The 26769-nt window shown below is 69.9% G+C and carries 28 protein-coding genes, 1 tRNA gene and 1 rRNA gene; 20 read left to right on the top strand and 10 right to left on the bottom strand.

Annotated elements, in window-relative coordinates:
* The 18 genes from rrf to der all read left to right on the top strand — a co-directional run.
* Positions 1 to 102: ribosomal RNA gene (gene rrf / locus WFI52_RS13805) — 5S ribosomal RNA — on the top strand; the annotation flags it as partial.
* Between the two features lie 72 nt (positions 103 to 174).
* The gene (locus WFI52_RS13800; protein ID WP_336627535.1) at positions 175 to 1314 is read left to right on the top strand and encodes a hypothetical protein; all 1140 of its coding nucleotides are present in this window, start codon (positions 175 to 177) and stop codon (positions 1312 to 1314) included.
* A complete protein-coding gene (locus WFI52_RS13795; RefSeq protein WP_336627534.1) occupies positions 1314 to 2354 on the top strand; it encodes an HAD-IIA family hydrolase in 1041 nt (346 codons plus the stop codon). The genes WFI52_RS13800 and WFI52_RS13795 overlap by 1 nt, the downstream gene beginning before the upstream one ends.
* Positions 2355 to 2370: 16 nt before the next feature.
* The gene (locus WFI52_RS13790) at positions 2371 to 2544 is read left to right on the top strand and encodes a hypothetical protein (protein WP_336627533.1); all 174 of its coding nucleotides are present in this window, start codon (positions 2371 to 2373) and stop codon (positions 2542 to 2544) included.
* The gene (locus WFI52_RS13785) at positions 2541 to 3380 is read left to right on the top strand and encodes a TlyA family RNA methyltransferase (protein ID WP_336627532.1); all 840 of its coding nucleotides are present in this window, start codon (positions 2541 to 2543) and stop codon (positions 3378 to 3380) included. The genes WFI52_RS13790 and WFI52_RS13785 overlap by 4 nt, the downstream gene beginning before the upstream one ends.
* Positions 3377 to 4339 carry an NAD kinase gene (locus WFI52_RS13780; RefSeq protein WP_336627531.1) on the top strand — a complete coding sequence of 321 codons (963 nt, stop codon included), beginning with the start codon at positions 3377 to 3379 and terminating at the stop codon, positions 4337 to 4339. The genes WFI52_RS13785 and WFI52_RS13780 overlap by 4 nt, the downstream gene beginning before the upstream one ends.
* Entirely contained in the window at positions 4336 to 6039 is a 1704-nt protein-coding gene (recN, locus tag WFI52_RS13775) for a DNA repair protein RecN (RefSeq protein WP_336627530.1), read from the top strand. Before WFI52_RS13780 ends, recN begins: the two co-directional genes overlap by 4 nt.
* Before the next feature lie 6 nt (positions 6040 to 6045).
* The gene (locus tag WFI52_RS13770; protein WP_336627529.1) at positions 6046 to 7752 is read left to right on the top strand and encodes a CTP synthase; all 1707 of its coding nucleotides are present in this window, start codon (positions 6046 to 6048) and stop codon (positions 7750 to 7752) included.
* Positions 7745 to 8329, top strand: a complete 585-nt coding sequence (locus tag WFI52_RS13765) for an NUDIX hydrolase (protein WP_336627528.1) — start codon at positions 7745 to 7747, stop codon at positions 8327 to 8329. Before WFI52_RS13770 ends, WFI52_RS13765 begins: the two co-directional genes overlap by 8 nt.
* A gap of 10 nt (positions 8330 to 8339) precedes the next feature.
* Positions 8340 to 9302: a site-specific tyrosine recombinase XerD gene (locus tag WFI52_RS13760; protein WP_336627527.1), complete on the top strand. Its 963-nt coding sequence runs from the start codon at positions 8340 to 8342 to the stop codon at positions 9300 to 9302.
* A 63-nt stretch (positions 9303 to 9365) separates the two neighbouring features.
* The gene (locus WFI52_RS13755) at positions 9366 to 9986 is read left to right on the top strand and encodes a vitamin K epoxide reductase family protein (protein ID WP_336627526.1); all 621 of its coding nucleotides are present in this window, start codon (positions 9366 to 9368) and stop codon (positions 9984 to 9986) included.
* A 175-nt stretch (positions 9987 to 10161) separates the two neighbouring features.
* A complete protein-coding gene (locus WFI52_RS13750) occupies positions 10162 to 10995 on the top strand; it encodes a ParA family protein (RefSeq protein ID WP_336627538.1) in 834 nt (277 codons plus the stop codon).
* Complete coding sequence (locus WFI52_RS13745) at positions 10979 to 11800, top strand: segregation and condensation protein A (RefSeq protein ID WP_336627525.1); 822 nt, start codon at positions 10979 to 10981, stop codon at positions 11798 to 11800. Before WFI52_RS13750 ends, WFI52_RS13745 begins: the two co-directional genes overlap by 17 nt.
* Positions 11790 to 12431, top strand: coding sequence for an SMC-Scp complex subunit ScpB (gene scpB, locus WFI52_RS13740; RefSeq protein WP_336627524.1), 642 nt, complete (start codon positions 11790 to 11792; stop codon positions 12429 to 12431). Before WFI52_RS13745 ends, scpB begins: the two co-directional genes overlap by 11 nt.
* A complete protein-coding gene (locus WFI52_RS13735; RefSeq protein ID WP_336627523.1) occupies positions 12428 to 13222 on the top strand; it encodes a pseudouridine synthase in 795 nt (264 codons plus the stop codon). The genes scpB and WFI52_RS13735 overlap by 4 nt, the downstream gene beginning before the upstream one ends.
* A 9-nt stretch (positions 13223 to 13231) precedes the next feature.
* Positions 13232 to 14362 (top strand): prephenate dehydrogenase, encoded by a 1131-nt coding sequence (locus WFI52_RS13730; protein WP_336627522.1) that lies wholly within the window; start codon positions 13232 to 13234, stop codon positions 14360 to 14362.
* A complete protein-coding gene (gene cmk, locus WFI52_RS13725) occupies positions 14359 to 15069 on the top strand; it encodes a (d)CMP kinase (RefSeq protein ID WP_336627521.1) in 711 nt (236 codons plus the stop codon). The genes WFI52_RS13730 and cmk overlap by 4 nt, the downstream gene beginning before the upstream one ends.
* The gene (der, locus tag WFI52_RS13720) at positions 15059 to 16582 is read left to right on the top strand and encodes a ribosome biogenesis GTPase Der (RefSeq protein WP_336627520.1); all 1524 of its coding nucleotides are present in this window, start codon (positions 15059 to 15061) and stop codon (positions 16580 to 16582) included. Before cmk ends, der begins: the two co-directional genes overlap by 11 nt.
* Positions 16583 to 16588: 6 nt before the next feature.
* Here the strand turns inward: der and WFI52_RS13715 are convergent, their stop codons facing one another.
* Positions 16589 to 17323, bottom strand: coding sequence for an anaerobic ribonucleoside-triphosphate reductase activating protein (locus tag WFI52_RS13715; protein ID WP_336627519.1), 735 nt, complete (start codon positions 17321 to 17323; stop codon positions 16589 to 16591).
* Positions 17293 to 19131, bottom strand: coding sequence for a ribonucleoside triphosphate reductase (locus WFI52_RS13710; protein WP_336627518.1), 1839 nt, complete (start codon positions 19129 to 19131; stop codon positions 17293 to 17295). The genes WFI52_RS13715 and WFI52_RS13710 overlap by 31 nt, the downstream gene beginning before the upstream one ends.
* A gap of 148 nt (positions 19132 to 19279) precedes the next feature.
* On the opposite strand from WFI52_RS13710, the gene WFI52_RS13705 reads away from it, so the two are divergent.
* On the top strand, positions 19280 to 20176 hold the full coding sequence (locus WFI52_RS13705; RefSeq protein WP_336627517.1) for an NUDIX hydrolase: 897 nt from the start codon (positions 19280 to 19282) through the stop codon (positions 20174 to 20176).
* A gap of 13 nt (positions 20177 to 20189) precedes the next feature.
* Here the strand turns inward: WFI52_RS13705 and WFI52_RS13700 are convergent, their stop codons facing one another.
* The 3 genes from WFI52_RS13700 to WFI52_RS13690 all read right to left on the bottom strand — a co-directional run bounded on the left by WFI52_RS13700 (position 20190) and on the right by WFI52_RS13690 (position 21912).
* Positions 20190 to 20558: an RNA-binding S4 domain-containing protein gene (locus tag WFI52_RS13700; RefSeq protein WP_336627516.1), complete on the bottom strand. Its 369-nt coding sequence runs from the start codon at positions 20556 to 20558 to the stop codon at positions 20190 to 20192.
* Positions 20555 to 21265: a lysoplasmalogenase family protein gene (locus tag WFI52_RS13695; protein WP_336627515.1), complete on the bottom strand. Its 711-nt coding sequence runs from the start codon at positions 21263 to 21265 to the stop codon at positions 20555 to 20557. Before WFI52_RS13695 ends, WFI52_RS13700 begins: the two co-directional genes overlap by 4 nt.
* 68 nt (positions 21266 to 21333) lie before the next feature.
* Complete coding sequence (locus WFI52_RS13690) at positions 21334 to 21912, bottom strand: GNAT family N-acetyltransferase (RefSeq protein ID WP_336627514.1); 579 nt, start codon at positions 21910 to 21912, stop codon at positions 21334 to 21336.
* 287 nt (positions 21913 to 22199) lie between these two features.
* Between WFI52_RS13690 and WFI52_RS13685 the strand changes: the two genes are divergently transcribed.
* Positions 22200 to 22273, top strand: a tRNA-Pro gene (locus WFI52_RS13685).
* 208 nt (positions 22274 to 22481) lie between these two features.
* Here WFI52_RS13685 and WFI52_RS13680 read toward each other — a convergent pair.
* From WFI52_RS13680 to WFI52_RS13660, 5 genes are all read right to left on the bottom strand, one after another.
* Positions 22482 to 23711 (bottom strand): tyrosine-type recombinase/integrase, encoded by a 1230-nt coding sequence (locus tag WFI52_RS13680; RefSeq protein ID WP_336627513.1) that lies wholly within the window; start codon positions 23709 to 23711, stop codon positions 22482 to 22484.
* Complete coding sequence (locus WFI52_RS13675; RefSeq protein WP_336627512.1) at positions 23695 to 23910, bottom strand: helix-turn-helix transcriptional regulator; 216 nt, start codon at positions 23908 to 23910, stop codon at positions 23695 to 23697. The genes WFI52_RS13680 and WFI52_RS13675 overlap by 17 nt, the downstream gene beginning before the upstream one ends.
* Positions 23907 to 24473, bottom strand: a complete 567-nt coding sequence (locus WFI52_RS13670; protein ID WP_442927775.1) for a hypothetical protein — start codon at positions 24471 to 24473, stop codon at positions 23907 to 23909. Before WFI52_RS13670 ends, WFI52_RS13675 begins: the two co-directional genes overlap by 4 nt.
* A gap of 8 nt (positions 24474 to 24481) precedes the next feature.
* Entirely contained in the window at positions 24482 to 24940 is a 459-nt protein-coding gene (locus WFI52_RS13665) for a single-stranded DNA-binding protein (RefSeq protein WP_336627511.1), read from the bottom strand.
* A gap of 72 nt (positions 24941 to 25012) precedes the next feature.
* Entirely contained in the window at positions 25013 to 26734 is a 1722-nt protein-coding gene (locus WFI52_RS13660; RefSeq protein WP_336627536.1) for a TraM recognition domain-containing protein, read from the bottom strand.
* Positions 26735 to 26769 lie beyond the last annotated feature (35 nt).

The following is a 26769-nucleotide window of genomic DNA, read 5'->3' as shown; positions in this document are numbered from 1 at the left end:
GTGAGGGAAACGCCCGGTCACATTCCGAACCCGGAAGCTAAGCCTCACAGCGCCGATGGTACTGCAGGGGGGACCCTGTGGGAGAGTAGGACACCGCCGGACTCCTTTTCACGGAAAGGCCACCCATACCCTGGGTGGCCTTTCCGCATTTACAGGACATGAGAGGATGCAGCCATGGCTGACGAGCGACGACCGCATGATGAGAGCGAGCGCCAATCAGCCGAGGGTCGCATTCCCGCTCGACGCGGCGAGAAGAAGCCGTACGGTGCGCGCGACGCTGAGCGCAAGCCGTATGTGAAGCGTGACGGTGACAAGAAGCCGTATGTGAAGCGTGACGGTGACAAGAAGCCGTATGTGAAGCGTGACGGTGACAAGAAGCCGTATGTGAAGCGTGACGGTGACAAGAAGCCATATGCGAGGCGCGACGGTGACAAGCCGTACGCGAAGCGTGACGGTGACAAGAAGCCGTATGTGAAGCGCGACGGTGAGCGCACGCCGTACGCGAAGCGGGAAGGTGATCGACGCACCTCGCGGCCCCCGCAGGGATCGGAGCGCCGCACGTCGGCGCCGGCCGGCCCGGCACTTCCCGACGACATCACGCCCCGAGACCTCAACGGAGCGGCACGCAATGAGCTGAAGACGCTCAGCAAGGAGAATGCCGAGCAGGTTGCGCGTCATCTGGCGATGGCGGCGCGGCTGATCGACGTGGACCCGGAGCTCGCACACGCTCACGCTCTCGCGGCCTCGCGCAGCGCCGGCCGCATCGCGATCGTTCGCGAAACAGTCGCGATCACGGCCTACGCGACCGGAGACTTCGCTTTGGCGGTGCGTGAGGTGCGCACTTTCCGGCGCATCTCCGGTCGTGACGACCAGATCGCGCTCCTCGTCGACAGCGAGCGCGGGCTCGGCCGGCCCGACCGCGCCCTCGAAGCGGGACGCGCCGTCGACCGCGCGTCGCTGCCTGTCGAGGTGCGCGTCGAGTTGGCGATCGCAATGTCCGGCGCCCGCTTGGATCTCGGTGAGAACGAGCGCGCGCTGCAGGAGCTCGACATCCCCGAGCTCGACCCGGATCGCGCATTCAGCTGGAGTCCCGGACTGTTCGCCGCTCGCGCCGCCGTTCTCGAGGAGCTCGGTCGCTCCGACGAGGCCGCCGAGTGGCAGCGCCGTGCGGTCATCGCGGAAGATGTGCTGGATGCCGCAGATGCCGACCTCGAGACGGTGGAGATCGACGAGATCGAAGAGCTCGACATCGAGCTGGACGACGACGGTTCTGCACCGGTGGAGCCGGACGCGAGGGCGGGAGCCGACGACTGATGGCGCTGTTCTCGCGGCGCCGCGTCGCCTCGACGCCGCTTGACGGGGTGGATGTCGTGCTCGCCGACCTCGATGGTGTCGTGTATGCCGGTCCGAAGGCGCGCCCTCACGCCGTCGAGAGCTTGAACCGCGCGGGCGAGACGCGTCGGCTCGGCTACATCACCAACAACGCCTCACGCCGCGACGCGTCGGTCGCCGCACACTTGCGCGAACTCGGGCTCGCCGCGACGCGCTCCGAGGACGTCGTCACGAGCCCGCAAGCGGCGATGCGCCTGCTGCGCGAACGAGTTCCTGCGGGTGCGACCGTCCTCGTCGTCGGGGGAGACGGCCTCGTCTTCGAGCTGGAGAAGGCGGGCTACATCGTCACGCGCAGCGCCGACGAGGGTCCGGCTGCCGTCGTGCAGGGGTTCGCGCCCGAGGTCGGCTGGGGTCAACTCGCCGAGGCCGCCTACGCACTTGCGCTGCCGGAGGACGAGGGCGGGATCCCGTGGATCGCGACCAACACCGACTGGACGATCCCGCAGGCGAGGGGCATCGCGCCGGGCAACGGCACACTCGTCTCCGCTGTGCACACCGCCGTAGGCAGGCTCGCGGTCGTCGCCGGCAAACCAGAGCGTCCGATCTTCGACGAGGCCGTCGACAGGTTCGGTGCGCGCCACCCGCTCTTCATCGGTGACCGCCTCGACACCGACATCGCCGGTGCCCAAGCGGCCGGGATCGACTCCGTGCTGGTCCTGACCGGGGTGGATCGCCCGAAGCACGTGCTCGCCGCGCCCATGACATCGCGGCCCACCTTCATCGTGGGCGATCTGCGCGAACTCCATGAGCCGTACCCGGAGACGATCGTCGACGGCGACGTCACCACTGTCGGCGACGCGTCGGTGCGCATCGACGGTCCCGATGTGCGCATCCTCAGCACGGGCGAGCGCCCCGTCGATCTCGTCCGCGCCGGCGCCGCCGCGATCTGGGCGACCGGGCGCGCCATCTACGGCTTCCGAGTGCCTGAACGGCTGTACGCGGACCCGTTCCACCGGCCCTGACGCGTATCGTGGACACATGTCCTTCGATACCGCCGACGCCGCCGGCGCGGATGCCCTCCGCGAGGATCTCCTCTCCACGCTCGAGGTGATCGAGCAGCAGCCGCTCGCTGAGCGCGCCTCCGCCTACGCGGCGTTGCACGACGAACTCGCCCGGCGGCTCGAGTCCGGTCCGCGGGACGGATCCGCGTGACGAAGCGCCTCGACGCCGTCGTCGCCGAACGCGGGCTCGCACGCTCCCGCACCCACGCCGCCCAACTGATCGATGCCGGTCTCGTCTCGGTCGACGGCCGTCCCGTCGTCAAGGCCGCGACGCGTGTCGGAGACGAGCAGGACGTGGTCGTCGCGGCATCCGACCATTACGTCAGCCGCGCGGCGCACAAGCTGATCGCCGCGCTCGACGCCTTCCGGATCGATGTCTCCGGTCGGCTGTGCCTCGACATGGGCGCATCGACAGGAGGATTCACCCAGGTGCTGCGAGAGCGCGGCGCGGCGCGGGTGCTGGCGGTCGATGTGGGGCACGGCCAGCTGGCGCCGCAGATCGCCGCTGACTCGGGGGTCTCCGTCGTGGAGGGCTTCAATGTGCGGTACATGACGCCCGAATCCCTGGCGAAGGCGATCGGCGGCGGCGTCGACGCGCCGAGCGTCGACGCGCCGAGCGTCGTCACCGGTGACCTCTCCTTCATCTCCCTGACGCAGGTGCTGCCCGCCGTCGCCGCGGTCGCCCGGGCAGACGCGGACGTCGTGCTCCTCGTGAAGCCGCAGTTCGAAGTAGGGCGTGCCGGCGTCCGCGAAGGACTCGTCACGGATGCCGCAGCGCGCGCCGATGCCGTCACAGGCGTGCTGTGGGCGGCGTGGGATGCCGGCTTCGGCACCCATGGAGCGATCGCATCGCCGATCGCGGGCACGCACGGAAACCGGGAGTTCCTCGTATATCTGCGCCGCACCGCTGCCTCCGGCGTGCCGGGCGCCGACGGAAATCCGACAGAATACCTGGAAGTCGTGAACGAACTGGCGGGAGCGAAATGACCACCGAAGGGGCAACCTCTGCGCCGCAGCCGGAGCAGCGCGAGATCCTCGTCGTGGCGCACGCCCGCCGAGACGACACCGTCGCTGCGGCGCGTCGAGTGATCTCCGCCGTCGCGGCGGCAGGCGCTCGGCCCGTGCTGCCCGACGGTGACGACGAGCTGCGAGCGGCGCTCGGCGATGTGGGGTCGATCGCGACGCTCGGCGTCGACGTGACGGTGGCGGCGATCGACCTCGCCATCGTCCTCGGCGGCGACGGCACGATCCTGCGTGCGGCGGAGCTCGTCCGCGAGGGGACCGCGCCGATCCTCGGGATCAACATGGGTCACGTCGGCTTCCTCGCCGAGATCGAGGCCGACGTCATCGACGACGCGATGCGGCGCGTCATCGCGCGCGCCTACGAGGTCGAGGAGCGCATGACGCTCGCGGTCGAGGTCATCGACGCCGCGGGCGCCGTGATCTACGACACCTGGGCGCTGAACGAGGCCACCGTCGAGAAAGCCTCGCGCGAGCGCATGATGGAGGTCGTGATCGAGATCGACGGGCGACCGCTGTCGAGCTTCGGCTGCGACGGCGTCGTCATCTCGACGCCCACCGGATCGACGGCGTACAACTTCTCCGCGGGGGGGCCGGTCATCTGGCCCACCGTGGAAGCGATCGCCGTCGTGCCGTTGTCGGCGCATGCGCTGTTCGCCCGGCCGCTCGTCGTGGGACCGGAGGCAGCGGTCGCGATCGAAGTGCTCGCACGGACCGACGGAATCGGCATCCTGTGGTGCGACGGCCGTCGTTCGCACGACCTCCCACCCGGCGCGCGCGTCGTCGCGCGTCGCTCGACGACGCCTGTGCGGCTCGCGCGACTCCACCCGGCGCCGTTCACCGACCGGCTGGTGCGCAAGTTCCAGCTTCCGGTCGCCGGCTGGCGGGGGCCGGACACGCACGGTCTCGGCGAAGGCGCCGCATGATCGAGCAGATCACGCTGCGCGATCTCGGGGTCATCGCGCGCGCGACACTGCCGATGGGGCCGGGATTCACGGCGATCACCGGCGAGACCGGCGCCGGCAAGACGATGGTCGTCACGGGGCTCGGTCTGCTCATGGGCGCGCGGTCCGATGCGGGTGCCGTTCGCGCCGGCGCCGATCAGGCGGCCGTCGAGGGCGTCTGGATCGTGCCGGAGCCCGGCGCCGTCGCGGAGCGGGTCGCGGATGCCGGGGGCGAGGTCGAGCCGATCGGCGGCGGCCGCGGCGAGCTGTACCTCGGGCGGACGGTGACCAGCGAAGGGCGCAGCCGCGCGAGCGTCGGCGGCCGCACCGCGCCGGCCGGCGTGCTGGCGGATCTCGCGGAGCAGCTCGTCGTCGTCCACGGTCAGTCGGATCAGCTGCGGCTGCGTTCGTCCGCCGCGCAGCGCGACGCTCTCGACCGCTTCGGGGGCGACGAGATCGCGGCGCCGCTCGCCGCGTACCGCGCGGCGTACGAGCACGAGCGGGCGGTGTCCGCGGAACTCTCCGACCTCACGGCGCGCCGCGAAGAGCGCGCCCGCGAGGCCGCGCAGCTGCGGTCGGATCTCGACGAACTCGAACAGCTCGACCCGCAGCCGGGTGAGGACGTCGACCTCGCCGCGCGCGCGGAGCGTCTCGCCCATGCGGAAGACCTGAGGCTCGCCGCGACGCAGGCGCACGCTGCTCTGTCGCAGGACGATGACACGCCGGATGTGGTGGGCCTCCTGGCCGACGCGCGGCGCGCCCTCGAACGGGCGGCGGCCAACGATCCGACCTTGCAGGCGCACGCCGCGACCCTCGAAGACCTCGGTTACCGTGCCGCGGACCTCGCGACCGAGCTCAGCGGCTACCTCGCGGATCTCGACGAGTCGGGGCCGCACGAGCTCGCCGCCGTCGAGGAGCGCCGCGCGGCTCTCGGTGCGCTCGTGCGCGCGCACGGCACGCTCGACGCGGCGCTCGCCCTCCGCACCGAGGGTGCGCTGCGCCTCGCCGACCTCGACGACGACGGCGATCGGGTGGAGCGCCTGCGCGCGGAGAGCGACGACGCGCAGAAGCGGCTGGATGCCGCGGCATCCGCCCTCTCCGACGTGCGCCGCCGTGCGGCAGACCGACTCTCGGCCGCAGTGACCGAGGAGCTCCGAGCCCTCGCGCTGCCGGACGCACGTGTCGTCGTCGCCGTCGAGCCCGCGGCGCCGAGCGCCGCAGGCCGGGACGACGTCACGATCCTGCTGGCGCCGCATCCCGGCGCCGAGCCTCGCCCCGTCGCCAAGACCGCCTCGGGTGGCGAACTCAGTCGCGTCATGCTCGCGATCGAGGTCGTCATCGCCGGGGCTGACGCCGTCCCCACGTTCGTCTTCGACGAGATCGACGCGGGGATCGGCGGCGCGGCGGCCATCGAGGTCGGTCGCCGGCTGGCCGCGCTCGCGCAGTCGAGCCAGGTGATCGTCGTCACTCATCTCGCCCAGGTCGCCGCCTTCGCGAACAACCACTTGAGCGTCGTCAAGTCGAGCGACGGGTCGGTCACGGCATCCAGCGTCCGCGCCCTCGACGGAGAAGAGCGCGAGGCGGAGATGGCGCGACTGCTCTCCGGGCTCGCCGATTCTCCCGCTGCCCTCGAACACGCTCGGGAGCTCCTGACCCTCGGCCGTTCCAGCCTGATAGGATGAAAGCCCGTGACGGACACTTTTTCAGACGCGGGCAAGACTTCAGACGACACCACCAAGCACATCTTCGTGACGGGCGGTGTCGTCTCGTCGTTGGGGAAGGGCTTGACGGCCGCGTCGCTCGGTAATCTCCTCACCGCGCGGGGTCTGCGGGTCGTCATGCAGAAACTCGACCCGTACCTGAACGTCGACCCGGGCACGATGAATCCGTTCCAGCACGGTGAGGTCTTCGTCACGGACGACGGTGCCGAGACCGATCTCGACATCGGCCACTACGAGCGCTTCCTCGACATCGAGCTGAGCCAGGCCGCCAACGTCACGACCGGGCAGATCTACTCGCAGGTGATCGCGAAGGAGCGTCGTGGCGAGTATCTCGGTGACACCGTGCAGGTCATTCCGCACATCACCGACGAGATCAAGCGCCGCATGCGGCTCCAGGCCGACGAGAGCCCGAAGCCCGACGTCATCATCACCGAGATCGGCGGCACGGTCGGAGACATCGAGTCGCAGCCGTTCATCGAGTCGGCACGGCAGATCCGCCACGAGCTCGGACGGAAGAACGTCTTCTTCGTGCACGTCTCGCTCGTGCCGTTCATGGGTGCCTCGGGCGAGCAGAAGACCAAGCCGACTCAGCACTCCGTCGCGGCCCTGCGCTCCATCGGCATCCAGCCCGATGCGCTGGTGCTGCGCAGCGACCGCCCCGTCACCGAGTCGAACAAGCGCAAGATCGCGCTGATGTGCGACGTCGACGAGGATGCCGTCGTCAACGCGGTCGACGTGCCATCGATCTACGACATCCCCTCGATGCTCAACGAGCAGGGTCTGGACGCGTACATCGTCGACGCCCTGGGCCTCGGCCGTAAGGCGGACGAGGTCGACTGGACGCGCTGGAGCACGGTGCTCGGCGCCGTGCACAACCCGAAGCACGAGGTCACCATCGGCCTCGTGGGCAAGTACATCGACCTGCCCGACGCCTACCTCTCGGTCACCGAGGCGCTGAAGGCCGGCGGTTTCGCGCAGGAGACGAAGGTCAAGATCACCTGGATTCCCTCGGACCTCTGCGAGACGCCCGAGGGCGCGGAGAAGGCGCTCGGCGCCGTCGACGGGATCGTCGTGCCCGGCGGCTTCGGCATCCGCGGCATCGAAGGCAAGCTCGGGGCGCTGCGGTTCGCGCGCGAGCAGGGCATCCCGACGCTCGGTATCTGCCTCGGACTGCAGTGCATGGTGATCGAATACGCGCGCAACGTCGCCGGCATCGCGGATGCCTCGTCGAGCGAGTTCGACCCCGACACCGCGCACCCGGTCATCGCGACGATGGCCGAGCAGGTCGACATCATCGACCACGGCGACATGGGCGGCACGATGCGTCTCGGTCTGTACGAGGCGGAGCTCGCCGAGGGCTCGCTCGCGGCCGAGGTGTACGGCGCGACCCGGGCGAGCGAGCGCCACCGTCATCGCTACGAAGTCAACAACCGCTACCGCGATCAGATCGCGGAGGCGGGTCTCTGGTTCTCGGGGCTGTCGCCCGACCACGGCCTCGTCGAGTACGTCGAGCTGCCGCGCGACGTGCACCCGTATTACATCGCCACGCAGGCCCACCCCGAACTCCGCTCCCGGCCGACGCAGGCGAACCCGCTGTTCCGCGGGCTCATCGCTGCGGCGCTCGAGCGTCACCGCGCGAGCGAACTCTTCAAGGACGAGGTCGAGCGTGTCTGAGGCCAAGGGCCTCCGCGACGAGCCGTTCGAGGCCGACGTCACCGCGAGCGAACTCGTCTACGCGGGGCGCGTGTGGGACGTGCGCAGCGACACCGTCCGCTATGGCGACGGCGAGATCGTGCGGCAGTACGTCGACCACCCTGGAGCGGCCGCAGTCGTCGCGGTCGACGACGAGGAGCGCGTCCTGCTGATCCAGCAGTACCGCCACCCGATCCGCCACCGCGACTGGGAGATCCCCGCAGGCCTCCTCGACGTCGCAGGGGAACCTCCCATCGAGACGGCACGGCGCGAGCTGGCCGAGGAGGCCGATCTCGTCGCGGCATCCATCGAACCGCTCGTCTCCGTCTTCACGACGCCCGGAGGGAACGACGAGGTCGTACACGTCTTTCTCGCGCGAGAGCTCACCTCGGCGTCGGCGACGTTCGCGCGCACGGACGAAGAGGCGGACATCCGCCTCGAATGGGTCGCGCTCGCCGATGTCGTCGACGCGATCCTCGCGGGTCGCATGCGCAATGGCATCCTCGTGGCGGGCGTGCTGGCTGCCGCCGAGAAGCTGTCGCGCCTGCGTCGAGGCTGACGGGCGAGCGGTGGAACTCGGTCGCGCGATCGACGTCTACCTGCGGCACATCGCTCTGGAGCGGGGGCTGTCGGAGCACACCGTCGCCGCCTACCGCCGCGATCTGGGCGGCTATCGAGAATGGCTCGTCGCGCACGATGTCAGCGATACGGACGGGGTGACAGCGGCCCTCGTCGAGTCCTTCGCCGCGGAGCGTGCGTCGTCGCAACCGCCGCCGGCGGCGACGTCTCTTGCGCGATTGCAATCGTCGGTGCGCGGCCTGCACCGCTTCCTCGTGCGAGAAGGCACCTCGACGGTCGATCCGACCGAACGGCTGCGTCCACCCAAGGCTCCGCAACGGCTGCCCAAGGCGCTGCCGATCGCGCAGATCGAGGCGCTGCTGGATGCCGCGGGACCGGCTCCGGTCGTCGACGACGGCTCCGCCGGGGTCGGCGCGCCGGCGCCGATGTCGGGCGAGGAAGCCATTATTCCGCTCCGTGATCGCGCGCTGCTCGAGCTGCTCTACGCCACCGGCGCCCGCGTCTCCGAGGTCATGCAGCTCGACGTCGACGACCTTGCCCACGGCGAGGTGGTGCGCGTGCGCGGTAAGGGCGCGAAGGAACGGATCGTGCCCGTCGGCTCCTACGCGCGCGCCGCGGTGGACGCGTACCTCGCCCGCGCCCGACCCGAGCTCTCCCGCCGCGGCCGATCGAGTCCGCGCTTGTTCCTCGGGGCTCGCGGTGCGCCGCTGTCGCGTCAGGGGGCGTGGCTCGTCATCCAGACCGCCGCCGACCGTGCGGGTCTCACGGCGCACGTCTCGCCGCACACCTTCCGACACTCCTTCGCGACGCACCTGCTCCAGGGCGGCGCCGACGTTCGTGTCGTGCAGGAGCTCCTCGGTCACGCGTCTGTCGCGACGACGCAGATCTACACGCACGTCACCGCAGACGCTCTCCGCGACGTGTACCTGACGTCGCATCCGCGCGCCCGCTGACTCGCCGGGTTTTGCACGGCTCGCCGCCGCACCGACGCGTCGCGGCGGCGGAAGGATGACCGCATGACGGTCGATCCGAACCCTCCTTCCGCTGCGGCGCTCCGCCCGCCCCGCGCGATGGCGGTGTGGTGGATCTGCGCGGGGACGGCGGGCTGGATCGTCTCGTTCCTGCTCTACCACGAGTACATCGGACAGCTCACGGGAGGCGACCCGCTCATCTCGTGCAGCATCAGCCCCGTCGTCACGTGCGGTCCGAATCTGCTCTCGCCGGGGGGAAACCTGCTGGGCTTCAGCAACTCGATCATCGGGATGGTCCTCTTCCTCGGCCCGATCTTCGCCGGGGTCACGGCGCTCGCCGCGCGCGAAGGCGTGCGCGGGTGGTACTGGCGCGTGTTCGCGCTGTGCGTGACCGGGGCATTCCTCCTCGTGCACTTCTTCGCGTATCGCAGTGTCTTCGAGTACTCGTCTCTGTGTCCGTGGTGCATGATCATCTGGCTCGTGACGATTCCGCTCTTCGGCACCGTCATCGGCTGGACACTTCGCGCGGGCGTGTGGGGGACGGGCGCGGTGGTCGTGCGTGTCGGCGGCGTGATCCTGTCCTGGCTGCCGCTTCTCGTCCTCGCGGACTATCTCGTGATCGCGATCGCGGCGCAGGTACGTCTCGACGTGCTCGGCAGCCTCTGATCCGGCGGCCGCGGCAGGCGCCCGGCGTCGGCGCCGACCGGCGGTGCGACACGCCGCGAGGGTGCTCCTGTGCGAGAATCGCAGGGGCCAGTCCTGGGAAGGGCGGCAGAAAGCGGGAGTGTCGGTGACGGAGAAGACGCGGGGGACGAAGAAGGCCTCGGCCGAGGACATCCCCATGGGTCCGACGGGGCGCCCGTACCACGGCTTTCCGACCCCGGCCCCCCTCGACGCGCACGGCCCCGCCCGGATCATCTCGCTGTGCAACCAGAAGGGCGGCGTCGGCAAGACGACGACGACCATCAACCTCGCGGCGTCCCTGGCCGAGTACGGACGCCGTGTGCTCGCGGTCGACTTCGACCCGCAGGGCGCGCTGTCAGCGGGTCTCGGAATTGCCACGCACGACGTGCCGACGATCTACGACCTGCTGCTGGACACCAAGCGCGACCCGCACGAGGCCATCGTGCATACCTCGACGCCGGGGCTCGACATCATCCCGGCGAACATCGATCTCTCCGCCGCCGAGGTGCACCTCGTCAACGAGGTCGCGCGCGAGACGATCCTCTCGCGCGTGCTGCGGAAGGTCGCCGGCGAGTACGACGTGATCCTCGTCGACTGCCAACCCTCGCTCGGCCTCCTCACCGTGAACGCTCTCACGGCGAGCCACGGTGTGCTGATTCCGCTCGAATGCGAGTTCTTCGCACTGCGCGGTGTCGCGCTGCTCATCGAGACGATCGACAAGGTCCGCGACCGCCTCAATCCCGCGATCGAGCTCGACGGAGTGCTCGCGACGATGTACGACCCGCGCACACTGCATTCGCGCGAGGTACTGGAGCGGGTCGTCGAGGCCTTCGGCGACGACGTGCTCGAGACCGTCATCGGACGGACCGTGAAGTTCCCGGATGCCTCGGTGTCGGGCGTGCCCATCACCCAGTTCGCCCCCGAGCACGCGGCGGCCCAGGCCTACCTGCGCCTCGCGCGGGAGCTGGTCGCCCGTGGCGCCGTCGCCTGAGCCCGCACCGGCCCCCGAACCCGTCGCAGGGTTCCGCGTCTCGCTGTCCGGCTTCGACGGGCCGTTCGATCTTCTGCTGTCCCTCCTCGGCAAACACGAGCTGGACATCACCGAGATCTCGCTGTCGAAGGTCACGGACGAGTTCATCTCGTACCTGAAAGGGCTCGACGACGCGGAGGAGCTGGAGCAGGCATCCGAATTCCTCGTCGTCGCGGCGACGCTGCTCGACATGAAGGTCGCGGGGCTCCTGCCGCAGGGGGAGCTGGTGGATGCCGAGTCGGTCGCCCTGCTCGAGGCGCGCGATCTGCTGTTCGCGCGTCTGCTCCAGTACCGCGCGTTCAAAGAGGTGTCGGCCTGGTTCGAGCGGTCGCTGCGCCGCGAAGACCGACGGCACGTGCGCGCCGTCCGCCTCGACGAGAAGTACCGTCGCGCCGTACCGGAGCTCGTCTGGACGTTGACGACGGCCGACTTCGCCGCCCTCGCCATGCTCGCGTTCGCGCCGAAGGAGATTCCGCACGTCGGACTCGATCACCTGCACGCGCCGCTCGTGTCGATTCGCGAGCAGGCGGCGATCGTCGTGACCCTCCTCCGCGACGCCGGCACGCTGAACTTCCGCGAGCTCGTGGCGGGCACGGACCAGCCGGGCGTCGTCGTGGCGCGATTCCTCGCGGTGCTCGAGCTGTACCGTCACGCCGCTCTCTCATTCGAACAGCTTGAGCCGCTCGGGGAGCTGACTCTGCGTTGGACGGCCGAGCGGTGGTCCGAAGAAAACCTCGCCACTCTGGGAGCCGATTATGACCGATGACCGCACTCCGCACTCCGCCGCCCTGGACTCCGCCGCCCTGGACTCCGCCGACCCACCCGCACGCTCGCAGGAGCCCGCCGACGTCGCCCGCCGACTCGAAGCGATCCTCCTGGTCGTCGATGAGCCGCAGAGCCTCGTCGCACTCGCCGCCGCGGTCGCGGCTCCCGTGCCGGCCGTGCGTCAGGCGATCGAGGGTCTCGTCGCCGACTACGACGGCGAGGCCGGCGGCCCTCGTCGCGGGTTCGAATTGCGCGAGGTCGGCGGCGGGTGGCGGCTGTACGTGCGGGAGGAGCTCGACGACCTCGTCAGCGAGTTCGTCAGCGGCCAGGCGCCGAGCAGGCTCTCGCAGGCGGCGCTGGAGACGCTCGCCGTCATCGCCTACAAGCAGCCGGTGACGCGCAGCCAGGTCGCCGCCATCCGCGCCGTCAACGTCGACTCGGTCGTCCGCACGCTCGTCGCGCGCGGACTCATCACCGAGCTCTTCCACGACCCCGAGACGGGCGCCATCAACTACGGGACGACGGACGCGCTGCTCGTGAACCTCGGGATCAACTCGCTCGACGAACTGCCGCATATCTCGCCACTTCTCGACGACGGCGCCGCGGGCTTCGACAGCGAGGTCGTGCGATGACCGCCGCGGCCGGATCCGAGGGGGAGGGCGTCCGCCTGCAGAAGGTGCTCGCGAACGCCGGCGTGGCCTCGCGACGCGTGTCCGAGCAGTACATCGTCGAAGGGCGCGTCCGGGTCAACGGACAGGTCGTGACGGAACTGGGTTCGCGCATCGACCCGGCATCCGACCTCGTGGACGTCGACGGCACGGCGATCCAGCTCGACCCGACCAAGCGCTACGTCATGCTCAACAAGCCGACCGGCGTCGTCTCATCGATGAAGGACGAGAACGGACGGCCGGACCTCCGGCGTTTCACGAAGGAATGGGACGAGCGGCTCTACAACGTGGGGCGGCTGGATGCGGAGACGAGCGGGCTGCTCGTCCTCACGAACGACGGCGACCTCGCTCACGTGCTCGCACACCCCTCGTTCGGCGTCACGAAGGTCTACATCGCGAAGGTGGAGGGGCGCGTCGCCCCGCAGACGATCGCGCGACTGTCGAAGGGCATCGAGCTGGAGGACGGACCGATCGTCGTCGACAAGGCGCGGCTGCTGGATGCCTCCGCGGGAAGCTCGCTCGTCGAGCTCACCCTGCACTCCGGTCGCAATCGGATCGTCCGGCGCATGATGGCCGCGGTCGGGCACCCCGTCACGGAGCTCGTCCGGCGCCAGTTCGGCCCGCTCCACCTGGGCACCCTCCCAGCGGGGCGGGCACGGGAGTTGACTACAGTGGAACGCGGCGCGCTTCTCACCGTGGCGCGCCAGGCGGATGCCCCCTCGCGGCCGTCCGCCGATGACGAGGCTGACTCCTAGGCGGAAACCGTGACCGACTCCACCGTCGTTGCCGCGCGTGCGCGCGCCGTGCGCTCGCCGCGCACCTCGGGCTGCGTGCGCATCGTCGGCGCGGGTCTCCTCGGCTCGAGCGTCGGGCATGCGCTGCGCGGTCTCGGCGTCGACGTCGTCCTCGCCGACGCCTCGCCCGCGCAATTGCGCCTCGCGATCGACTACGGAGCCGGCCGTGCCGAGGCGACCGGAGACGACCCGGATCTCATCGTCGTGGCGACGCCGCCCGACGTCGTCGCCGACGTCATCGAGCGCGAGCTGCGCGCATACCCGCGCGCCGTGGTCACCGACGTCGCGAGCGTCAAGCTCGAGCCGCTGCAGCAGCTGCAGGCGCGCGGAGTCGACCTCACGCACTACATCGGCTCGCACCCGCTCGCAGGACGAGAGCGCGGCGGAGCGATAGCCGCCCGCGCCGACATCTTCGTGGGGCGGCCGTGGGTCGTGTGCCGCGACGGCGAGACCCCGGCATCCGATCTGGCGCTCGTCGAGGGTCTCGCACTCGACCTCGGCGCGACCCCGATCGAGATGACGCCGGAGGAGCACGACCGGTCGGTCGCGCTCGTCTCGCACGTGCCGCAGCTCGTGGCATCCCTCCTCGCGGGCCGCTTCATCGATGCGCCCGACGATGCACTCGGCCTCGCCGGACAGGGGGTGCGGGACACGACCCGCATCGCCGCCTCGGCGCCCGAGCTGTGGGTGCAGATCCTCGGGGCGAACGCGGCGCCCGTCGTCGACGTCCTCGACGCCCTCGCCGCAGACCTCCGCGCCGTCGCGGACGCGTTGCGCGCGCCCGAGCGCCCCGGCGCGCGTCGCGCCGTCGCCGACACGATCCGACGCGGAAACGACGGCGTCGCGCGGCTGCCCGGCAAGCACGGCCAACGTCGTCAGTTCGAAAGCCTCGTCGTCATGGTCGATGACACGCCCGGTCAGCTGGGTCGCCTCTTCGGCGAACTCGGCGAGCTCGACGTGAACGTCGAGGACCTGCGGCTCGAACATTCGCCCGGCGCCCAGTTCGGGCTCGCGGAGATCAGCGTCGTGCCCACCGTGCTGCACCGCGCCGTGCAGGGCCTCGAAGAGCGCGGCTGGAAGATTGCGAGCCTGCCCTCATGACCGATTCGTCGCCCACTCCCGTCACGATCGCGATCGACGGACCGGCCGGATCCGGCAAGTCGAGCGTCTCGAAGGAGGCCGCGCGCCGCCTCGGATATGGCTACCTCGACACGGGCGCCGCGTACCGTGCGCTCGCGTGGCACGTGCTCGAGCGCGGTGGCGACACCGCCGACGAGCGGGCCGTGCAGGAGGCCGCGGCCGCCTTCCCGTATGCCATCTCCCTCGACGCCGACGCGTACTGGGTGCGCGTCGGCGACGCCGACGTCACCGACGCGATCCGCGAGCCTCGCGTCTCCGCCGCCGTGAGCGGCGTGGCCCGCGTCGGTGCCGTGCGAAAGAGCGTGAACGCGCTCTTCCGCGCCTTGGTGCGCGATTCGGGCCGCCCCGGCGTCGTCGTGGAGGGCCGCGACATCACGACGGTGGTCGCGCCCGACGCGCCGGTGCGCATCCTTCTCACCGCGGCCCCCGAGGTGCGCGCCGCTCGCCGCAGCGCTGAGCTCGACGGCGAGGACGCCGCCGCCGTCGCGAGCGCGCTGCACCGTCGCGATGCCGCCGACAGCCAGGTCGTCGACTTCCTGAGCGCCGCGGACGGCGTCACGGTGGTCGACTCGACCGATCTCGATTTCGCACAGACCGTGGCCGCCGTCCTGGACGTCGTCGCCGCGGAGATGAACACGCCGACACAGGAGACGAACGATGGCCGCTGAGGACGAGTACGAGGGCGGTCCCGACCAGCTCGAAGAGAAGATGGCGGCGCTCGATGAGGGTCTCGCCGACCAGCGCGCAGCGACGCTGCGCGCATCGCTGAGCGACTACGACCTCGACGAGGACGACACCGAGCTCCTCGCCGGCTTCACCGCCGGAGGCGAGGTCGTCGAGGCCCTCCCCGCCCTTCCCGTCGTCGCGATCGTCGGGCGGCCGAACGTCGGCAAGTCCGCGCTCGTCAACCGGATCCTCGGGCGGCGCGAAGCCGTCGTCGAGGACACGCCCGGCGTGACGCGCGACCGCGTCACCTACAAGGCCGAGTGGATGGACCGTCGCTTCTCGCTCGTCGACACCGGCGGCTGGGAGCCCGATGCGCGCGGCATCGACCGCTCGGTCGCCGCCCAGGCCGAGGTCGCGATCGACCTTTCGGACGTCGTGCTCTTCGTCGTGGATGCCATGGTCGGCGCGACCGCGACCGATGAGGCGGTCGTGCGGCTCCTGCGCAAGACGTCGAAGCCCGTCTTCCTCGTCGCGAACAAGATCGACGATGCCCGGCAGGAGCCGGAGGCCGCGGCTCTGTGGAACCTGGGCCTCGGCGAGCCGCACCCCGTCTCGGCGATCCACGGGCGCGGCGTCGCCGACCTGCTCGACGAGGTCATGAAGGTGCTGCCGGACGTCTCCGCCGTCGCCAAGGCCGAGCTGGGAGGTCCGCGCCGCGTCGCGATCCTCGGGCGACCGAACGTCGGCAAGTCCTCGCTGCTCAACAAGGCGGCGGGCGAGGAGCGCGTCGTCGTCAACGAGCTCGCGGGCACGACGCGCGACCCCGTCGACGAGATCGTCGAGCTCGGCGGCAAGCTCTGGCGCTTCGTCGACACCGCCGGCATCCGTCGCCGCGTGCACCTGCAGCAGGGCGCCGACTTCTACGCGTCGCTGCGCACGTCAGCGGCGCTCGAGAAAGCCGAGGTCGCCGTCGTCGTGCTCGATGTGTCGCAGTCGATCAGCGTGCAGGACCTCAACATCATCGACCTCGTCCTCGAATCGGGGCGCGCCCTCGTGCTGGCGTTCAACAAGTGGGACCGCCTCAACGACGACGACATGGAGAACGCCGATCGCCGCCGGTACCTCGAGCGCGAGATCGAGCAGGACCTCGCGCACGTCGCATGGGCACCGCGCGTCAACATCTCGGCGCGCACGGGACGCCACCTCGACAAGCTCGTACCCGCTCTCGAGACGGCTCTCGCCTCGTGGGACCAGCGCATCTCGACGGGCAAGTTCAACGCGTTCCTCACCGAACTCGTCGCCGAGCATCCGCACCCGCTGCGCGGGGGCAAGCAGCCGCGCATCCTGTTCGGCACGCAGGCTGCGACCCGTCCGCCGACATTCGTGCTCTTCACGACCGGGTTCCTCGACCCGGGCTACCGCCGGTTCATCCAGCGGCGCCTGCGCGAGATCTTCGGCTTCGAAGGCACCCCGATCGTCACGAACATGCGCGTCCGCGAGCGCCGCCAGCGCTGAGTCCCCTCAGCGCACGACGAGGCTCGCGAACCGCTCGCTCGGAAGGTCGCGGAGAGTGAGGGATGCCGCGGCATCCCCCTCCACCCGCGGCAGCGGGCTGCGCGTGCCCGCCGTGCGGAAACGCTGCACGGCCCAGTGGTCGACGCCGGCTTCGGCCAGGCGGCAGCCGAGGGCGTGCAGGCGCGCGTCGTCGAACGCGGCGGGATGCACCGTCGTCCGCACCTCCACGTCCAGCGGACGGTCAGTGCTGGCGCGCAGCTCGCGGTTGCCGAGGACGAGCTCGAGCGAGCGCCAGGCCATCGACGCGCTGTTCGGCCTCCCCGTGACGAGGTCGTAGTCGTCGGGACACGCCTTGATGTCGAGCCCCACCCAATCGACCTCCGGCAGTGCCTGCGCGAGGAGGCCCGGGTAGGCGCCGCCGGTGTGGAGACCGACGGCGAACCCGAGCGTGCGCGCGGTCCGCATGGCGGGCACGAGCGCTCGCTGGAGTGTGGGCTCCCCGCCGGAGAACACCACGGCATCCAGGAGCCCGATGCGCTCGCACAGCAGGTCGAGGACGTCGCTCCATGAGAACCCGCCCTCGGCCCGCGGGTCGATCAGCGCAGGATTGTGGCAGTAGAAGCAGTTCCAGGGGCACCCCTGGAGAAAGACCGTCGCGACGAGGTGATCGGGCCAGTCGACCGTCGAGAATGCCGTGACACCGGCGATGTTCAGTTCACAGGCTGCAGGGGTGCGGACCATGGCCTCTCCTCCGAGGGGAGCGCGGGTGCGACGAAGTACGTCCTCTCCGAAGCTTCGCCCTTCTTGCCGATGTTGAACCCCGAGATGGGCCGGAAATACCCCATGACGCGCGTCCACACCTCGCATTCCGCGTCACAGGTCGGGCAGACCTCGTGGTGGCCGGAGACGTAGCCGTGGCGGGGGCAGATGGAGAAGGTGGGCGTGATCGTCAGGTACGGCAGTCGGAAGCGTTCGAGCGATCGGCGGACGAGGTCGCGGCACGCGCGCGCGGACTCCATCGCCTCGCCGAGGTAGAGATGCAGCACCGTGCCTCCGGTGTACTTCTGCTGCAGCGGCTCCTGCAGCGCCATCGCCAGGAACGGGTCGGCGGTGAACCCGACGGGGAGCTGGGACGAGTTCGTGTAGTAGGGGTTGTCCCGGGTGCCGGCGTGTCGGATGTCCGCGTCGCCGAAGCGGGCGACATCCTCCTTCGCGAACCGATACGTCGTGCCCTCGGCGGGCGTGGCCTCGAGGTTGTACATGCGACCGGTCTCCTCCTGGAATCGCGTGATGCGCGCGCGCACGCGGTCGAGGAGGCGGAGCGCGGCTGCCGAACCCTCCTCGTCGGTGATGTCATGGTCATCGCGGGTGAGGTTCCGCACGTACTCGTTGATGCCGTTGACGCCCACCGTCGAGAAGTGGTTGTCGAAGGTGCCGAGGTAGTGCTTCGTGAAGGGGAACAGTCCGTTCTCGAGGTGTCGCGTTATGACGGCGCGCTTGGCTTCGAGGCTGTCGCGCGCGATGTCGAGCAGGTCGTCCAGGCGCCGGAGCGCACCGTCCTCATCGCCGGAGTGGAGGAAGCCCAGGCGCGCGCAGTTGATCGTGACGACGCCGATCGAGCCGGTCTGCTCGGCCGAGCCGAACAGGCCGTTGCCACGCTTGAGGAGCTCGGTGAGGTCGAGCTGCAGTCGGCAGCACATCGAGCGGATCATGCCGGGATCGAGGTCGGAGTTCACGAAGTTCTGGAAGTACGGCAGTCCGTACTTCGCGGTCATGTCGAAGAGGCTGTCGACGTTCTCGCCCTCCCAGTCGAAGTCCTTCGTGATGTTGTACGTCGGGATCGGGAACGTGAAGGCGCGCCCCTGGGCATCGCCCTCGGTCATCACCTCGATGAAGGCGCGGTTGATGAGCGCCATCTCGGCGGCGAGGTCGCCGTAAGCGAAGTCCTGCACCCCTCCGGCGATCATCGGGCGCTGCGCGCGCAGATCGTCGGGGCAGACCCAGTCGAAGGTGAGGTTCGTGAACGGGGTCTGCGTGCCCCAGCGGCTCGGCACATTGAGGTTAAAGACGAACTCCTGCATCGCCTGGCGTACCTGCGGGTACGTCAGTGCGTCGCGGCGGACGTACGGGGCGAGGTAGGTGTCGAAGGAGGAGAAGGCCTGTGCCCCCGCCCACTCGTTCTGGAGGGTGCCGAGGAAGTTCACGAGCTGGCCGAGTGCGCTCGAGAAGTGCCGCGGAGGTGCGCTCGACACGCGGCCCGGCACGCCGCCCATGCCCTGTTCGAGGACCATTCGCAGCGACCAGCCGGCGCAATAGCCGGCCAGGACGTCGAGGTCGTGGAGGTGGAGGTCGCCCGCGCGGTGGGCGTCGGCCGCGGCGGGGGAGTAGACCTCGTCGAGCCAGTAGTTGGCGATGAGCTTGCCCGACGCGTTGAGGATGAGCCCGCCCAGGGAATAGCCCTGGTTCGCGTTTGCGTTGACGCGCCAGTCGGCGCGGGCGAGATACTCCTCGATCGTGTCCTTCACGGTGATCGTGCGGATGGATGCCATGGGGGTCTTCTTCCGGAGGTGAAGTGAGGACTGTGGTCTGACCACCATATGTTGTGGTCAGACCTCGTGATGGACGCAGATGTGGCGTGTCGCTCCGGATTGTGACGCGCACGCCTCGGGTGGAGTCTTCGTGTGACAGGCTGGACGCGTGACGATCGTGCCCCCCGCTCCCGGTGAGCCGCGTCGCCCGGACGGGCCCCGCGATCCCGGTGACGCCTGGGTCGTCGCCGAGGACGGCACTCGGTACTGGGGAAGGTTCGGCGCGGCCGGGCTCCTCGCGTTCGACCCGGATCGCGGCATCCTGCTGCAGCATCGCGTCTCGTGGAGTCACCATGGCGACACGTGGGCGCTGCCCGGTGGAGCGCGGCACGAGCACGAGTCCGCCTGCGAGGCGGCGCTGCGCGAATCGGCGGAGGAAGCGGGTGTTCCGGCGTCCGCCGTACGCCCGCGCCTCATCAGCGTCTACGACGCCGAGATCTGGACCTACTCGACACTCGTCGCCGACGTCGAGACGCCGTTCGAGCCCGTCATCAGCGACCCGGAGAGCAGGGAGCTCGCCTGGGTTCCTCTCGACGGTGTCGAATCGCGCCCGCTCCACCCCGGATTCGCCGCCGCCTGGCCGTTGCTGCGCGCTCTGCTGACCGTGAAGCCCGCGATCGTGGTGGATGCCGCGAACGTCATCGGCTCGGTCCCCGACGGCTGGTGGCGCGACCGTGCGGGGGCGGCGGCGCGTCTGCTCGACCGCCTCGAGCCTCTCAGCGCCGACGGCATGGACGCCGCGCGACTGGGCCTGCCGGGCAGCCTGTGGTTCCCCGAGGTCGTCGCGGTCGTCGAGGGTGAGGCGCGCGACGTCGCGGATGCCGCGGCGGATGGCGTGCGCATTGTGCGCGCTCCCGATGCAGGCGACGACGCGATCGTTGCCGAGGCCGGCGCACCGATCGATGCCGGGAAGTCGGTCACGGTGGTCACGAGTGACCGCGCATTGCGTGGCCGGGTCGAGGAGCTCGGGGCGACCGTCCACGGCCCGCGGTGGCTGGAAGTCTGATCCGCGGCCCCGACTACTCGCCGTCGTCGCGGCCGCGCAGCCGGTCGATCTCTCGGCGTTCCCGTTTGGTGGGGCGCCCGGCGCCGCGATCGCGTACGGCGACGAGGGCCACGGGCTCCCGCGCCGGGGTTCGGTCTTCCGCCGCGAGGGCGGCCACGGGCGCACTGACGCGCTTGGTCAGCAGCTGCCGAACGACGAGGATGCGATCGAACCCGGCGATCCGTATACGCAGCTCGTCGCCGACGCGCACGGGCTGCGCCGCCTTGGCCTTCTCGCCGCCGACGCGTACATGCCCTGCGCGGCATGCGGTGGTGGCGGCCGATCGGGTCTTGTAGACGCGCACGGCCCACAGCCAGGCATCCACGCGCACCGACCCCGTCATCGGTTCCTCTCCTGTGCGGGCGCGAGCAGGCGAACCGCGCCGAGGACGAGCAGACCCTGACCGATCGTGTACGTCAGCATGACCCACGGGCCGGTCAGCGCGGCGGACATGCCCGGGAGGAAGAGCAGCAGCGCGAGGAGGGTATCGGACGCCAGGAAGAAGGCGCCGCCCGTCGCGGTGATACGGGAGCCGCGCGCGGCCGACGCCGCCGTCCCGCCGAGGACGAGGCCGTACGCTGCGACGGCGATCGCGAGAGCGCCGAGATGCGGCCACAGCAGCACGATCATTCCCACCCACCACACGGAGTACGCGAGTGTCCACCGCGGTATCGGCCGACGCGCGAGGTCGCGCTGGAAGAGGACGATGTAGGCGAGGTGCGCGAGACCGAAGCACAGGAGCATCGCGGGCAGCTCGTCGGCGAGGAACGGGAAGAAGAATCCTGCGCCGTCGCCGAGCCACGAGAGAGCGGTCGCGAGAAGGAGCAGCGCGCCTGCGCGCGAGTTCGCGGCCGTGCCGAGCGCGACGAGTGCGGCGAGCGCGAGCGCCGGCATGAGAAGCAGCTTCGTCGGGTAGACGAACGAGTCGGCGCGTGCGATCAGAGCGAGGACGTGGGCCGCAGATACAGCGGCGTAGACGCCGAATCCCCACCATCTGGTGCGCGCGGGTGCGCGGTCGACGCTGGCCGGGGTCGAGGACGGTGCGGCCACAGGGCTCCTTCGCGCGGGCGGGCTCAGGGCACGTCGCGGGCCCCGGTCCATCGTAAGCGCCCCTGGCGTCAGTCGACGGTGAGGGTCACGATCGGCCGCGCGGGCTTCGGTCGCGCGACCTCCGAGAAGCCGGCGTCGAGGAACGTGGACAGCGCGCCGTGGAAAAGCTCGTTCGACGACGTCTTCGTGGCCCCGGCATCCACCGGATAGCACTCGACGACACGGGCGCCGTGACGGCGCGCGTGATCGACCGCCGCAGCGAGAAGGCGCGAGCTGAGCCCCGCGCCGCGGTGCTCGCGCCGCACGACGAAGCACGTGACCGCCCACACCGAGCCGTCCTCGAACGGCTCGGGCGACTCTTGGAACGCGCGCGTGCGCGCGAGGCGCGGTTGGTCGGGGCGAGGGGAGACCTTGACCCATCCAGCCGCCTCGCCGTCGACGTAGGCGATCAGGGCGGACGCCCGCTCGTGCGTGAGATCCGAGCGCAGGAGCTCGCGCTTCTCTTCGCGGGTTGCGGCGCTGAACTCCTTGTTCGTCAGCATCCACCACTGGCACCAGCAGGACGCCCCGTCGCCGCCGCCCGTGAGTGCGTGCTCGGCGTCGGCGAAGCGGTCGGCGGACGCCGGGCGGATCTCGATCTCGCTCATGCCGACACCGTACGCGCGCGCTCCGACATCGCGCAGGATCACGCGCCGCGCCCGGCGCCCCATTCGGTTCGCGACGCCCGCGCGGACCCGTTAGGATAGGGGAGTTGTCCGCGTGCGGATGACGGACCGGGATGTGGCGCAGCTTGGTAGCGCACTTGACTGGGGGTTAAGTGGTTTCAACCTCCAGTAGCCCGAAAAAGTGAACAACGGGATGTGGCGCAGCTTGGTAGCGCACCTGACTGGGGGTTAAGTGGTTTCAACCTCCAGTAGCCCGAAAAAGTGAACAACGGGATGTGGCGCAGCTTGGTAGCGCACCTGACTGGGGGTCAGGGGGTCGCAGGTTCAAATCCTGTCATCCCGACAGAAAAGCCCAGGTGAGAGTAGGTTTCTCACCTGGGCTTCGTCATGTTCGGAGCGGTTTTCGTTTGGTCCCCCTCTGGTCCCCCTGGCCGGTCGAGGCGGCGCGCCGACTGCCTTCGCGATGGTTGTTCGGCCGCGGCCTGTGGATAAGGGGACCAAAAGGGGACCAGAACGGTTTCGGCGACTATCGCCCCGGCGTAGGGACCGCATCACAGGCCCCTGGACGGGGTGCTGCCGCGCCGGGCGTGCTTGCGCTGTCCGGCGGCCGAGAGGAAGGCGTTGGCCTGCTCGGCGGCGGACGCCAGGTGGCGATCGTCGGGGTGGAGGTAGCCCCGCGTGGTCTCCATCGAGGCGTGCCCGAGGATGTCTTGGAGGACGTGCAGCGGGATACCGGCATCCGCCATCCAGGTCGCCCCGGTGTGCCGGAGCCCGTGCCGGGTGAGGTTGGGCAGTCCGAGCTTGGCGACGATGCTGTCCCAGTTGGTGGCGTCGCGCACGGTCGCAGTCGTGAGGATGCCGCCCTTCGGCCCCACGAGGAGCTGGTCTTCGGGTTGCTTGTCCTTGACTAGTCGTTCCAAGACGGGGCGGAGCGGTTCGAGGATCGGCACCCGCCGTTCCTTGCGGCTCTTGGTCGGCTTGGTGACCAGGCCGCCTTTCCCGGGGAAGATCTGCCGGCGGATCACGACGAGGTTCTTCCCGAAGTCCACGTCCCCGACCTGGAGCCCGGACACCTCGGAGGAGCGTGCGGCGAGCAGGGCGGCGAGCATCACGAAGTCGCTGTAGGACTGGTGCACCGTCCCGCAGGCCCGGGCGAGCCTGTTGAGGGTCTTCATGTCCGGGATCGCGTGGGCGCGCGGTGAGGACTGCGTGGCCGACTGCCCACGGAAGGCGTTGCGGTTCAGACTCCGCTTTGCCCGGTTCTTCGCGGGGTTGATCTGGATCAGCCCGTCCCGGACCGCTTCATCGAGCACCCGCACGAGCGGCGCGATGGAGTTCTTGATAGTCGACGCCCCGTAGTGCTGTTCCCAGCCGTCGATGGTGCGGTCGATGATCCCGGCGGTGATCTGCGAGACGGGCAGATGCCCGAGGGCGGGCAGCACACGCAGCTTCAACCCGTACCAGTAGGTCTCTCCCGTGGATGTCGGGTCCAGACCTCGCGCCCACCTGTCCCCGATGGAGGTGACGTACTCCAATATGGTCATGGACACGTCCATGCCTTTCACGGAGGAGTTGCGGAGCTGGTCGAAGAAGGCGTGCGCCGCAGCCTCGTCCCGCACGATCTCGGTGCGGATCACGCGGCGCTTGGTGGTCGGGTCCGTCCAGCGGGCGCGGGCGCGGATGCCGTAGGAACGGCGCTCCATGTCGGTGGACAGCTTCACCCCGATCGGCGGTACCGGCTTGGGCTCGGCGGTCGGTAGCGGCTCAGCCCTCCGGGGCATGGTCGTGCTCCAAGCCGTCCAGCCAGCGGTCGACGGCGTCGAGCCGATACCGGGCGATCCCGCCCAGCCGCAAGAACGGCGGCCCGCTTCCTGCGGACCGCCACCGCGACAGCGTGGACTCCGACACCTTCAAGTACGCGGCTACCTCGCGGCTGTACATCAGCGGCGACACGAGCAGGCTCCCCGCGCTCTCGCTCACGGGAGTTCTCCGGTGTCCGGGTCGAGGCCGGCGTAGAACGCGTCCTCGGCGTCGCGGCGGCGCTGCACGTCGGCCAAGACGAACTCCACGAACTCAGCGTCGCGATCGACGATCGGTGTGTCCTCGATGGGATCGCCGGGCTTCTCGCCGGGCCAGACGGTCCGCCGTGTGGGGCGGTCGCGGTCGAGTCGGGTGCCGCACGCGGCGACCCAGTCGCGGAGCCGCATGCGGGCGTCGGCGAAGTCGCGATGCCAGCCCAAAGGCGCGGACCCATTCTGGTCGGGGTCGTAGGCGCAGAGCCAGTGCATATGCAGCGCTGACAGTTCCCAGACGAGTTCGGGGTGGAGATGCCAGGCCGGTGGGATCACCGAGGCCGGGAGTCCATAGGAGTGTCGGAGCCAGTCGACCCAACGGTTGAGCTCCAGCCATTCGACTTCGGCCTCCTCGGCTGTGAGCAGGTTCCAGTTGATCGGATGTGGCGGCTCCGGGATCATGGGATCGTTGAGGTCATCGTCCGGTGCATCCATCTCCGGTACCGGCGCCGACTCGCGCTCGTCGTCCATGACCGGCCTTACAGTCCCATCGCCGGGGCGGCGCTGCGCTGTGAGCTGCGGGCGGACGTGAAAGCCGAGACTTCCCGTTTCGGTGCCTCGCGTTCCGCACTGGCGCGTCGCGGCGTGCGGTCGACGTCGTAGCGGGTACGGGCGAGGTCGTGACCGATCTTCTTGGCGACGAACTCCTCGTCGTCGACGGTCTGGCCGTCTCGTTCGTAGTTGACGGGGCGGGTGTAGCCCTCGGCGACGAAGTTGTCGCCCTTCGCGAAGCGGGCGTCAGCGTGCTCGGCGGAGCGGTCGAACATGACGAGGTTGTGGAAGGTGGTCTCCAGTTGGGTGAAGGTGCCGTCTTCTTCGCGGCGGTAGTGCTCCTGTCCGAACCGGAGATACAGCCGCGGGTCGCCCTTTGCGGTCTGGGTGAGTTGCGGGTCGGACGCGACGAACCCGGAGACGGATTCCTGCGTGTGAATAGTCATGATCGTGCTTCCCTTCTGCCGCGCCGCCAGGTGCAGCCGGTGTGGCGGGAAGGTGCGCGATCGCCTCCCTGGTCAGTTCTCGGCGTGGTGCAGCTGCGCTTCGATTTCGGCGCGGTCGCTCTTGAGCCGAGCGGCGTCGGGACGGCCGGGCCAGGGGTGCAGGTCGGTGACGATGGGTGGTGCGGAACGCAGCAGGACGACGCCGGTTCCGAAAGGCAGTCGGCGGATGCGGTCGGGCGGGAAGGTCGGGACGCGGCGCACGGATCGTTGGTTGGAGCGGGTGCCGTGGTCGCCGAGTGTCACGCTGTCGGTGTATTCGTCGCGCTCGCCGATAAGTGCGGAAAGGTCTTGCAGGTCGCGGCTGTTGGATGCGCCGCCGAGGATGACCTTTACGATCGAGGCATCCCAGATCGCGTTGGCCTGGTGCTCGTTCCACTTGTCCCGTGCTTGCGCGAGCGACTGGAGAACGGGCATGGTCGTGATCCCCGATCCGCCGCCTTCCGCCATCAGGGTGGGCAGGCTGGGCAGTGGTGAGAGGTTCGCGATCTCGTCCAGTGCCAGCAGCAGGGGCGGGTCGAGACGTGCTCCGGGTGAGCGTGCGGCGAGGCGGCGGGCGGTCTCGATGAGGTCTTCCACCAGCGCAGCGACCAGTGCGGCACTGGCTCCGGCCCCGGCGCCGGTGGCCAGCAGAAACAGGGTTCCCTTGTCGCGGATGAATGCCTCTGGGGCGAAGCCTTCGCCTTCGGCGGGAGATACCGTGTCGAGGACGCGGGGGTCGGCGAGGGAGCCGAGGGCGAGGGAGACACCTTGCCAGATGGAGTCGCGGGTACGGGGATCGGAGTCGATCATCGCTTCCAGGGATTCGGCCCAGCCGGTCGCGGCCCGGGTGGAGCCGGTGAGGATCGCGACCGCATCGGCTGCGGCGGTGGGGTCGAGGGTCCATCTGAACAGTTCGGCGGGTGGCCGGTTGTCGATAGCCGCGGCGTGCAGCAACGCTTGGAGTGCGGTACGGGTCTTGCCTTCCCAGAACCCGCCGGAATCGACCCCGCCTGCGGACAGTCCGGTGCAGGCGGCGAGGCCGGCGGCGCGGATCATGGCTGTCTGCGGTGATTCGCAGCCGCGGATCGGTGACCAGCGCATCCCGGCGGGCAGTCCTTCGGCGAGGTGTTGCGGATCGAAGATCGCCACCGGTCCGACCCGCCTGCGAGCGCGCATGGTTGCGGTCAGATTGTCGGGCCGGGTGGAGGTCGCGATGACCGCGCCGGGCGCGTCGAGGATCGCGGGGATGACCAGGTGCAGGCCCTTGCCGGAGCGGGGCGGGCCGATGACCATGATGGAGTCCTCGACCGACGCCCACACGCCCACGCCCTTCGAGGCCCCGAGCCGGTAGCCGACATCTTGCGGCTTCGGATTCGCGAGACCCGGGCGGAGATTGGCGGCTCGACGGAGCAGGGCCTTCTGGGAGGCTGCGGTCGCGACGTCTTGGCGAGTCGCGATCCCGGCTATCCGCCGCGGATCGGCCTCGACCCGATGCGTGTACCTGCGGACTCTGACCCACACGAACCCCACCAGCGTGACGAGGAGGGCGAGGATGAGGCCGGTGACGATCCAGTAGACGACGACGTTCAGATGCTCGGCGTCGAGAGCTGTACCGGGGTCGCCGGGATGTGCCAGGACACCGATTCCGGATGCCGGCCCGCCGTGGGGTTGGCTGGTCCCGGTGAGCCAGGCGGTGATGGTGCCGGCGCCGCGGAGGACGAGGGCGATGCCGAAGAGCGCGACCAGCCCGATCATGGCGGCGTTGGTCAGCTCGTCTCCGAACGATCCGG

It is taken from the genome of Microbacterium sp. MMO-20 (assembly GCF_037147735.1).
Taxonomy (GTDB): domain Bacteria; phylum Actinomycetota; class Actinomycetes; order Actinomycetales; family Microbacteriaceae; genus Microbacterium.
The sequence above is the reverse complement of the archived record's forward strand: the minus strand, read 5'-3'. Positions and strand labels throughout refer to the sequence as shown.

Bases quoted from the DNA above. Each gene is read 5' to 3' on its own strand.
- recN (WP_336627530.1), top strand. From the start codon at position 4,336: ATGATCGAGCAGATCACGCTGCGCGATCTCGGGGTCATCGCGCGCGCG.
- WFI52_RS13795 (WP_336627534.1), top strand. From the start codon at position 1,314: ATGGCGCTGTTCTCGCGGCGCCGCGTCGCCTCGACGCCGCTTGACGGG.
- WFI52_RS13665 (WP_336627511.1), bottom strand. From the start codon at position 24,940: ATGACTATTCACACGCAGGAATCCGTCTCCGGGTTCGTCGCGTCCGAC.
- WFI52_RS13680 (WP_336627513.1), bottom strand. From the start codon at position 23,711: ATGCCCCGGAGGGCTGAGCCGCTACCGACCGCCGAGCCCAAGCCGGTA.
- der (WP_336627520.1), top strand. From the start codon at position 15,059: ATGGCCGCTGAGGACGAGTACGAGGGCGGTCCCGACCAGCTCGAAGAG.
- WFI52_RS13700 (WP_336627516.1), bottom strand. From the start codon at position 20,558: ATGACGGGGTCGGTGCGCGTGGATGCCTGGCTGTGGGCCGTGCGCGTC.
- WFI52_RS13790 (WP_336627533.1), top strand. From the start codon at position 2,371: ATGTCCTTCGATACCGCCGACGCCGCCGGCGCGGATGCCCTCCGCGAG.
- WFI52_RS13755 (WP_336627526.1), top strand. From the start codon at position 9,366: ATGACGGTCGATCCGAACCCTCCTTCCGCTGCGGCGCTCCGCCCGCCC.
- WFI52_RS13660 (WP_336627536.1), bottom strand. From the start codon at position 26,734: ATGATCGGGCTGGTCGCGCTCTTCGGCATCGCCCTCGTCCTCCGCGGC.
- WFI52_RS13710 (WP_336627518.1), bottom strand. From the start codon at position 19,131: ATGGCATCCATCCGCACGATCACCGTGAAGGACACGATCGAGGAGTAT.
- WFI52_RS13735 (WP_336627523.1), top strand. From the start codon at position 12,428: ATGACCGCCGCGGCCGGATCCGAGGGGGAGGGCGTCCGCCTGCAGAAG.
- WFI52_RS13670 (WP_442927775.1), bottom strand. From the start codon at position 24,473: ATGGACGACGAGCGCGAGTCGGCGCCGGTACCGGAGATGGATGCACCG.
- scpB (WP_336627524.1), top strand. From the start codon at position 11,790: ATGACCGATGACCGCACTCCGCACTCCGCCGCCCTGGACTCCGCCGCC.
- WFI52_RS13690 (WP_336627514.1), bottom strand. From the start codon at position 21,912: ATGAGCGAGATCGAGATCCGCCCGGCGTCCGCCGACCGCTTCGCCGAC.
- cmk (WP_336627521.1), top strand. From the start codon at position 14,359: ATGACCGATTCGTCGCCCACTCCCGTCACGATCGCGATCGACGGACCG.
- WFI52_RS13715 (WP_336627519.1), bottom strand. From the start codon at position 17,323: ATGGTCCGCACCCCTGCAGCCTGTGAACTGAACATCGCCGGTGTCACG.
- WFI52_RS13780 (WP_336627531.1), top strand. From the start codon at position 3,377: ATGACCACCGAAGGGGCAACCTCTGCGCCGCAGCCGGAGCAGCGCGAG.
- WFI52_RS13750 (WP_336627538.1), top strand. From the start codon at position 10,162: ATGGGTCCGACGGGGCGCCCGTACCACGGCTTTCCGACCCCGGCCCCC.
- WFI52_RS13800 (WP_336627535.1), top strand. From the start codon at position 175: ATGGCTGACGAGCGACGACCGCATGATGAGAGCGAGCGCCAATCAGCC.